General features: G+C 31.7%; 8 protein-coding genes. 4 read left to right on the top strand and 4 right to left on the bottom strand.

The genetic code is table 11. The features are described from left to right. The first annotated feature begins 349 nt into the window (after positions 1-349). On the top strand, positions 350-928 hold the full coding sequence (locus BOW55_RS20170) for a glutathione peroxidase (RefSeq protein ID WP_129026214.1): 579 nt from the start codon (positions 350-352) through the stop codon (positions 926-928). 115 nt (positions 929-1,043) lie between these two features. On the opposite strand, the gene pip is transcribed toward BOW55_RS20170, so the two are convergent. The 3 genes from pip to BOW55_RS20155 form a co-directional block, all read right to left on the bottom strand. Continuing rightward, a complete protein-coding gene (pip, locus tag BOW55_RS20165) occupies positions 1,044-1,955 on the bottom strand; it encodes a prolyl aminopeptidase (protein WP_129026212.1) in 912 nt (303 codons plus the stop codon). Positions 1,956-1,962: 7 nt separating this feature from the next. Continuing rightward, complete coding sequence (locus BOW55_RS20160; protein ID WP_129026210.1) at positions 1,963-2,460, bottom strand: GNAT family N-acetyltransferase; 498 nt, start codon at positions 2,458-2,460, stop codon at positions 1,963-1,965. A 95-nt stretch (positions 2,461-2,555) separates the two neighbouring features. Then, entirely contained in the window at positions 2,556-3,731 is a 1,176-nt protein-coding gene (locus BOW55_RS20155) for a thioredoxin family protein (protein ID WP_129026208.1), read from the bottom strand. 175 nt (positions 3,732-3,906) lie between these two features. Here BOW55_RS20155 and menD point away from each other — a divergent pair, with 175 nt between their 5' ends. Next, the gene (gene menD, locus BOW55_RS20150; protein WP_129026206.1) at positions 3,907-5,568 is read left to right on the top strand and encodes a 2-succinyl-5-enolpyruvyl-6-hydroxy-3-cyclohexene-1-carboxylic-acid synthase; all 1,662 of its coding nucleotides are present in this window, start codon (positions 3,907-3,909) and stop codon (positions 5,566-5,568) included. Between the two features lie 87 nt (positions 5,569-5,655). Next, a complete protein-coding gene (locus BOW55_RS20145) occupies positions 5,656-5,997 on the top strand; it encodes a DUF2853 family protein (RefSeq protein WP_129026204.1) in 342 nt (113 codons plus the stop codon). A 46-nt stretch (positions 5,998-6,043) separates the two neighbouring features. Here the strand turns inward: BOW55_RS20145 and BOW55_RS20140 are convergent, their stop codons facing one another. Then, positions 6,044-7,393, bottom strand: coding sequence for a M20/M25/M40 family metallo-hydrolase (locus BOW55_RS20140; RefSeq protein WP_129026202.1), 1,350 nt, complete (start codon positions 7,391-7,393; stop codon positions 6,044-6,046). Positions 7,394-7,535: 142 nt separating this feature from the next. Between BOW55_RS20140 and BOW55_RS20135 the strand changes: the two genes are divergently transcribed. Then, on the top strand, positions 7,536-8,393 hold the full coding sequence (locus tag BOW55_RS20135; RefSeq protein WP_089055719.1) for a S1 RNA-binding domain-containing protein: 858 nt from the start codon (positions 7,536-7,538) through the stop codon (positions 8,391-8,393). The last annotated feature ends 111 nt before the right edge of the window (positions 8,394-8,504 follow it).

Genomic DNA, 8,504 nt, shown 5'->3' with positions numbered 1-8,504 from the left:
ATAAGATAGTTGATGTCTTCGGACTTCCAATCAAAAATTATTAAAGCAAAAAAGTAATCACAAAAACAGTAAATAAAACAATCTACATATAAACGCCATTGAAAGAAAATTTAGTGATTAAGATTGAAAAAATAATTTTTACCATAACCGAGGCATCAACTATAATTTTAGAAAGATATAAAAGCATTTAAAAATAAATTCATGGTTTGATTTGTTTGTATGGGGGGAAGCCTAGCGTCTGATTAACGCTAGGCTTCAATTTTTTATTTAACGTATGTTTAATAAAAAATAAAGACTCCAAAAATATACTGCAAAACAGATTTTGACTAATTTTATAAAAAATTAAACAATGAAAAATATAGCAATTTTAGTTTGCAGCGCTTTATTTATGATAGCTCCGCAAATTCAGGCTCAAACGAGCCATAAACCTAAAAAAGATGTCATGACAAAAGAAAACATTTACCAATTTAAAGTAGAAGATTTATCAGGTGATACCTTTGATTTTGCGTCTTTAAAAGGCAAAAAAGTCATGATTGTAAACACAGCTTCAAAATGCGGATTAACGCCGCAGTACAAAGATCTAGAAGCAATCTACAAAGAATATAAAGATAAAGGATTTGTAATTGTAGGTTTTCCAGCAAACAATTTTGCATCACAAGAACCAGGAACAAACAAAGAAATCGAAACGTTTTGCCAGCAAAATTATGGCGTAACTTTTCCGATGATGAATAAAGTTTCGGTAAAAGGAGATGATATGTGCGAAATTTATAAATTCCTGACTCAAAAATCTAAAAATGGTTTGCAAGATTCTGAAGTAGAATGGAATTTTCAAAAATATTTGATCAATGAAAAAGGAGAATTGGTAAAGGTTATTAAACCAAAAACACTTCCAACTGATCCTGAAATCATTAAATGGATTAAGAGTTAAAAAAACACTCTGAAAAAAAAGCTCCAAATTTGAATTATTCGAATTTGGAGCTTTTTTTTAAGGTACAAAGAAGCAAAGGTGCATAGGAGCAGAGTCTTCTTTACCTTTCTTAAAATTATTGATTTAATACACTTATGATTCTTTTTTCAATGGCAGGTTCAGAATCTGAATGACCTGAATTTTCAATATATAAAACAGATTTTTTTAAGTTACTGTGAATTTCCTGTGCAAACTCAACGGGACAGATTGCATCATATTCTCCATGTATTATAGTAATTGGAATATCTTCAATAATTCTTAGATTATCAACTATGTAATCATTTTCTAAGAAACAATTATTACTCAAATAATGAGCCTCCATAATGCTTAAAGACTGATATGGAAATTGTTGAATAATAGCATCGATTTCATTTGCTTTAATTCCTTTTATAAAAATAGAAATTTCATAATAAGCCCATTCATAACAATAAAAATCTCTATTTTCGAGAGTTCCATTCAGCATCTGATCTAAATAATATTCTGAAATACTTAGTGAAGTATCAGCAGGAACATTTTTTTTAAACCTTTGCCATTCTGCAGGATACTGTTTATTAAGAGCTCCTCCTAAAAAGTGGTGAATTGTTTTTTGATCTGCTAGAAAAACACCTCTTAGCAAAAGACTTTTTACTTTTTCAGGATTCTGAATTGCAAATACAAGACTTAACGCTGTTCCCCATGAACCACCAAAAACGTTTATTTTTTCAATATTAAGATGAGATAAAAGAGCATTTATATCATTAACCAAATCTTGAGTCGTATTATCTTCTATACTCGCAAATGGTTTACTCTTTGAAGCTCCTCTTTGATCAAAGAAAACAACTTTATGCTTTTTAAAATCAAAAAAACGTTTATCATTTTCTGAAAAACCAGCACCTGGACCTCCATGAACAAACAAATAGAGTTCTCCAGTACCGCAAACCTCATAATAGATTTCATGCAAATTATTAACTTGAAGATATCCTTTTTGTATTGGAAGGTTTGAATTCATTTTAAAATTATTTCAAGATTAATTGCATAAAAACCAAATCAAGCCAGTGATCAAATTTATATCCAACTTCGCGAATTGTACCGGTCGCCACAAAACCAAATTTTTCATGAAAAGCAATACTTCCTGCATTGTCTGCGTCGATTGCACCAATCATTACATGAAAACCTTGTTCTTTGGCCAATCGAATAAGTTCTGTAAGCAATTTTGAACCTACACCTTTTCCAATCACATTATCCACTACATATACAGAATGTTCGACAGTGTATTGATAACCAATTTTCTCCCTAAACTGTCCGTAACTTCCAAAACCAACAACCTCATTGTCTAACTCAGCCACGACAATTGGAAGGTTTTTAGTTTTCTTATCTTCAAACCATTTTGTTTGTACTTCAATAGTTTGAATATCGTAACTATAATTTGCTGTTGTATGCAGGATAGAATGATTTACAATTTCAAGAATTTTTTCTAAATCCTTTTTTATTGCAGGTCTAAGAATAAGTGCCATGTTTTGGTTGTTTTTTGAAAATTCAAATCACAAAAACTAATTTGTGATTCAAGCGAAAGCAAACTCATGAAGCAAATTTGCTTTTATTTTTTTATTTATTTAGAATTTAATTCGGCCAGTAAAGTATCAACATCTTTGGTGCTCCAAGTCATTTCGGTACAAATTACTTTTGCATCTTTGGCATATTTAAGTGCTGTTTTTTTATCTTTTATCTTATTATAAAGTCTTGCAAGAAGCAAATTACCATCATAAGAATCATTTAATTCTATAGAATGTTTTACCCAAAGAATAGATTTTTTTAAACTTTCGGCATCAGAAATATGTTTCAAATAAGTTTGTCCTATATCTTTCAAAAAACTGGCATCGCTCCACACTAATTTTTGAGTATCTTCAAGCGTCACTTTTTTATAAAACTGCCATTTTTCGGTACGTTCAGCCAATGTTAAATCAAATTTAAACACAAGAGAATCTGTTTTTTGCAATCGAATCGATTTTGCAACTTCTCTTTGTTTATAGTAGTTTACAGTATCTAAATTATCAACTAAAGGACGAAGTAATTCGTTCACAATACTTTCAACTTTACGATCAATACGTTTTTGAGAAGCAACAGCTGCAAACTCATTTTGATGTTTTAAAACGTACTGGAATTCTCTCGAATTAATATCTGTTACACCATTTGCAATTATTCGCCAATTGGTTTCACTTACTAATTGAGCATCTGATTGTGTGTTAAGATAAATGTGTGTTGGAATTGCTATTTCATTTCTATCTCTTCCTTTTTTCAAACTATTCAAATAAGCAAAATAGGCATTAGAATTGCTTGGATCGGCTAGAAACTGCTTTTCTAAATAAGGTAATTGCAATTTTGGATTCAAAGCATTAGACGCTTCTGTTAAAAAATCGGCTGTTTTCATTTCGCCTTTTAAAGCATACAAAAGATTTTCATTTGAATCTAAAAATAGAAAAGCGGGAAGTGAAGTAGTTCTAAATTTATTTTTCAGCGCAGTTCCTTCTTCTTTATCCACATTTTTCCAAACACAGATATAGTTTTTATTTAAAAAAGTCATCACATTTGGATCACTGAAAACTTCTTTTTTCATTTTGTTGCAATGCGGACACCAATCTGCAAAAAGCATTACAAACAGTGGTTTGTTTTGTGTCTTAGCACTTTCTAACGCTGTTTTATATGGCGTTTCATCAACAGTAAACTGATTTTGTGCTTGTATAGACTGAACTGAAATGAGAATAAAAAGTAAATATAAGAAACGCATAAACGATCTGTTTTTATAAAAAATGTTCGATTTACAAATATATCCCCTTTTTCTAAAAATGGGTCATAATATCTTGCTAATATAAGTTAAATCATGCATGAAGTTTGTAACTTTGTAATTGTAAAAGAAATTCTAAGCAATAGATTTTCTTTAAAAAAGTAATACACTATTTAGAATGATTTACCCCAAAATAGAGCTTGCGCAAAGCATTATCGAAATTTGTTCAGCAAAAGGAATTCACAATATTATAATTTCTCCCGGTTCACGAAACGCACCATTAACTATCGGATTTGCCCAAAATTCTAACTTCAAATGTTACAGCATTGCCGATGAACGCTGTGCTGCATTTTTCGCATTAGGAATTGCGCAGCAAACTAAAAAACCTACAGCGGTTATTTGCACGTCAGGTTCAGCATTGCTTAATTATTATCCAGCTGTAGCCGAAGCTTTTTACAGTCAGATTCCGTTGATCATAATCTCTGCAGATCGCCCGCAAAGCAAAATCGATATTGGCGACGGACAAACTATTCGTCAAGAAAATGTTTTTAAAAATCATTCTGTTTTTAATGCTAATTTAACGGAAGAAGCTTCTGTTGAAAATGATTTGAAAATAAATAAAGCCATAGAAACTGCAATTCTTCAAAAAGGACCAGTTCATATTAATGCTCCGTTTGAAGAACCTTTATATGAAACTGTTGAAACGCTTTCTGTACAGCCAAAAATTACAAGTATAGAAGAAGCAGAAGATGCAAAAATCACCCAAAATGAAGCAGAATTTATTTCGATTTGGAATTCAGCGAAGCGAAAATTAGTTCTTGTAGGAGTAAATGATGCCAATACAATTGATAATAAAATTCTTGAGAACTTAGCCGCTGATCCTTCGGTCGTAGTTCTTACAGAAACGACTTCAAACTTGCATCATCCTAGTTTTATCAACAGTATTGATACTTTAATTACTCCATTTGACGATTCTGATTTTCAAGCATTTCAACCAGATATTTTAATAACTTTTGGAGGAATGATTGTATCTAAACGAATTAAAGGTTTTTTACGCAAGTACAAACCTCAAAATCATTGGCATATAGATACACTTCGAGCTTATGATACTTTTAGTGCTTTAACAAAACACTTTGTTATGAAGCCAAATGAATTCTTTAAATCTTTGCTGCCAAAAACAGAATTTGCAATTAGCGACTATTCTTCTAGGATTACCGAAATCTATGCTTTACGAAAAGTTCGAAAACAAGAATATTTAGATAAAATTGCCTTTTCAGATTTTAAAGTCTTTGAAAAAGTTATTGAATCACTTCCTAAAAACAGCCAATTGCAAATCAGTAACAGTTCTGCAATTCGATACGCACAATTAATTGATATTGATTCAAGTATCGAAGTATTCTGTAATCGCGGCACAAGTGGTATTGACGGAAGCACTTCAACCGCAATTGGTGCAGCTGTTGGTAATACTAAACAAAATGTATTTATTACAGGCGATATTAGTTTTTTATACGATAGTAACGCTTTATGGAACTCGTATATACCTAATAACTTTAAAATCATTTTGATTAACAATGGTGGCGGCGGAATATTTAGAATTTTGCCAGGACATGAAGAAAAACCTGTTTTTAATACCTATTTTGAAACTTCACATCATTTAACTGCAGAACATTTGGCAGCGATGTATAAATGCAATTATTTTAAAGCTCATGATGAAGCTTCATTAGAGCAGAATCTAGAATTGCTTTATAGCGCAAATAATACGCCTGGAATATTAGAAATTTTTACTCCAACAAGAGAGAACGATATTGTTCTAAAGCAATATTTTAAGGAGTTGACTTGATATGTAAGTTAAATTTTACTAAAACTAATCTTTATATCCGTTTTTTAGTTTAAATTTGGACTTATTACCAATTTTAAAACTATAATTATGAGTAAAAGAGAAGAATTAATTGCAAAGTATGCCGCAGACTTAAAAGAAAAATGCGGAGTAACTCCGAACATGGATTTATTGACCAAAGTAACAATAGGCTGCGGTCCATCTATATACAATGATGATGCTTCTACTGTAGCAGGAAGCCAGCAGTCAGAATTAGACACTGTAAAAAATAACTTTTTAATCAAAAAGTTGGGTTTACCAGATACAAAGGCATTAGATGAGGCTATAAATACCGTCTTAGAAAAATATGGTAAGTCTAACAAACACAAGTACAGAGTTGTTGTTTATTACTTATTAACGCTTCACTTTAAAAAAGAAAGTGTTTATAAATAGACAAAAAAAAGCGCCTTATGGCGCTTTTTCTTTATATCATTTAATTTTATTTAATTGGAATTGGAAAAACGGGCAAACTTGCATGTCCTAAAGCATCAACGGTTTGCACAGCAAAAAAGTAATTGTCTTTAGAATAAGGAATTTCAGCTCGAGTATCTTTTACAAAAAAAGTTTTTTCCCAATGTGAAGAAGAAGTTTCTCGCATTAAAATTTGATAACCATATTGTTCTTTTCCAGCTGGTGCTGACCAAATTAAAGTTGATGAATTAGAAAGTTTTTTAACCTCAATTCCAACATTTTCTGGTGCTTTTGGCGATGAAGCAAGATTAGCCAAAGTCGCTAAATTTGAACAGGTATTTTTTCTTAAATAATCAAAATCCATAAATTCTGGCAAATCGCCATATTTAATATTGTTTTCGGTTCTTAAATCTTGATGCTGATGATCAAAATTTTCATTCATTTCGCAAAAACGAACAGCGGTAAAGCCATTTTGACTAAAAGGAGTATGATCACCGCCACGCAAAAAACGATCATTTCGGTATACTAATTTTACTTTCAGCTGATCTACATATTGTTCTGTAACAGTTTTAATATATCGAGCTAAAAGTCTTGAAGGACTATCATTATCTCGACTTACAGCTTTACGCATTTTTGCTTCTTCCTCAGTTTCTAAATACGGAATTGTTTCACTGAAAACACGAATTTGAGTATTATCTCTTAAATTAGTACCGCTTGATAAGCTGTTGCCAATCATGTCATTATTAAGCATTGCTACTATATTCCAGTTTTGCGCTTTTGCTTTTTCGGCTAGATGTCGAGCTCCAATCAAACCTTGCTCTTCGCCAGTTACAGCAACAAATATTATAGTAGCAGGAAATGATCTTTTGCTCATTACTTTCGCAAGTTCAATAACTGCCGCAACGCCAGAACCATCATCATTTGCTCCAGGAGCATTTGCTTTTATATTCATAACATCTGTAACACGTGAATCAAGATGCCCGCTGATAATCAACACACGATTGTCTGTAGGATCAGTTCCTTTTAAAGTTGCCATTACATTCCCAATCTGGCTGTCTACGTTAATTCGCTTACCATCAGCTTTAACAGTAAAATAGTCAATTTCAGAAGTTAATCTTCCGTTAGATTCCAACGCAAATTTATCAAACTCAGATTTCACCCATTGCTGCGCAGCCCCAATTCCTTTTGTTTTGTTCTTTGCATCGCTCAAAGTATGTCTAGTTCCAAACGAAACTAATTTATGAACGGTAGCTTCAAGGTTTTCGGCCTTAATTTCGCCTATCATTTTTTTTATTTCCAAGTCTTCGGAAACTTGCGAGATTGAAGCCTGCGCGAAAAGAAGAAAGGCAAAAGCACTATAAATAAGATTCTTTTTCATTGATTTGGGATTAATTACAAGTTTTCAAATTTAACCAAAAGCAACAAACTACAATAAAATGGCCGCTTCTTTTTTTATCCCGCATATTTTTCGGATTACCATTTTCAAACTTCGTACATTTGCACCTTAGAACTTTATGAATATGATTGAAATAGGAAAATACAATACACTAACTATATTACGTGACACCAAAGTGGGACTTTTTTTAGGAAATCCTGAAAAAGATCCTGAAGGAATTCACGACATTTTATTACCCAACAAATACGTACCAAATGAATTCGAAATAGGCGAAGAACTAGTTGTCTTTGTTTATCTAGATCATGAACAACGTCCAGTTGCAACTACGCTGGAACCTTATATTTTATTAAATGAATTTGCACTTTTAAGAGTAAATTACATTAATAATGTGGGCGCTTTTATGGATTGGGGAATGGAAAAAGACATTCTTGTTCCGTTTAAAGAACAAGCCCGTCCTATGGAAAAAGGAAAGCGTTATCTGGTTTACCTTTATAAAGATGAAAAAACGAATCGTTTAGTAGCTTCAAGTAAATTAAACCAATTTTTAAACAACGATCAGCTTACAGTTGAAAAAGGAGAAGAGGTTGATTTGATTGTTTCGCATATTACTGAATTAGGAATAAATGTTATTATCAATGAGCAGCACAAAGGTTTGTTGTATAAAGATGAAGTTTACGACGATTCAATAAGAACCGGCGACAGAATGCGCGGATACATTAAAAATATCCGCCCTGACAATAAAATAGATGTTGCATTGCAAGTTCAAGGATATCAAAGTATTGAGCCAAATGCAGAGAAAATTTTAGATGAATTAAGAGCAAATAGAGGCTTTTTACGTTTAAATGATAATTCGCACCCTGAAGACATTAAAACAGTCTTAAAAATGAGTAAAAAAACTTTTAAGAAAGCAATTGGAGCTTTATACAAAGAAAAACTTATCGAGATTAAAGAAGATGGAATTTATTTGGTAAAAGAAAATTAGATTTTTTTAAATTTCTATTTTTAGAGTTTAAACAAACTTATTATAACAGGAAAGGCTGCTCATTACAAGCAGCCTTTCCCTTTTTATTCTCGTTTTAAAAAAATTGTAATT

It is taken from the genome of Flavobacterium sp. YO12 (assembly GCF_004119495.1).
In the GTDB taxonomy this organism is placed as follows: Bacteria; Bacteroidota; Bacteroidia; order Flavobacteriales; family Flavobacteriaceae; genus Flavobacterium.
This window is presented reverse-complemented; position numbering and strand designations above follow the sequence as displayed.

Excerpts from the sequence above, each read along its gene's own strand:
- BOW55_RS20140 (WP_129026202.1), bottom strand. The coding sequence starts at position 7,393 with ATGAAAAAGAATCTTATTTATAGTGCTTTTGCCTTTCTTCTTTTCGCG.
- pip (WP_129026212.1), bottom strand. The coding sequence starts at position 1,955 with ATGAATTCAAACCTTCCAATACAAAAAGGATATCTTCAAGTTAATAAT.
- menD (WP_129026206.1), top strand. The coding sequence starts at position 3,907 with ATGATTTACCCCAAAATAGAGCTTGCGCAAAGCATTATCGAAATTTGT.
- BOW55_RS20135 (WP_089055719.1), top strand. The coding sequence starts at position 7,536 with ATGATTGAAATAGGAAAATACAATACACTAACTATATTACGTGACACC.
- BOW55_RS20155 (WP_129026208.1), bottom strand. The coding sequence starts at position 3,731 with ATGCGTTTCTTATATTTACTTTTTATTCTCATTTCAGTTCAGTCTATA.
- BOW55_RS20145 (WP_129026204.1), top strand. The coding sequence starts at position 5,656 with ATGAGTAAAAGAGAAGAATTAATTGCAAAGTATGCCGCAGACTTAAAA.
- BOW55_RS20160 (WP_129026210.1), bottom strand. The coding sequence starts at position 2,460 with ATGGCACTTATTCTTAGACCTGCAATAAAAAAGGATTTAGAAAAAATT.
- BOW55_RS20170 (WP_129026214.1), top strand. The coding sequence starts at position 350 with ATGAAAAATATAGCAATTTTAGTTTGCAGCGCTTTATTTATGATAGCT.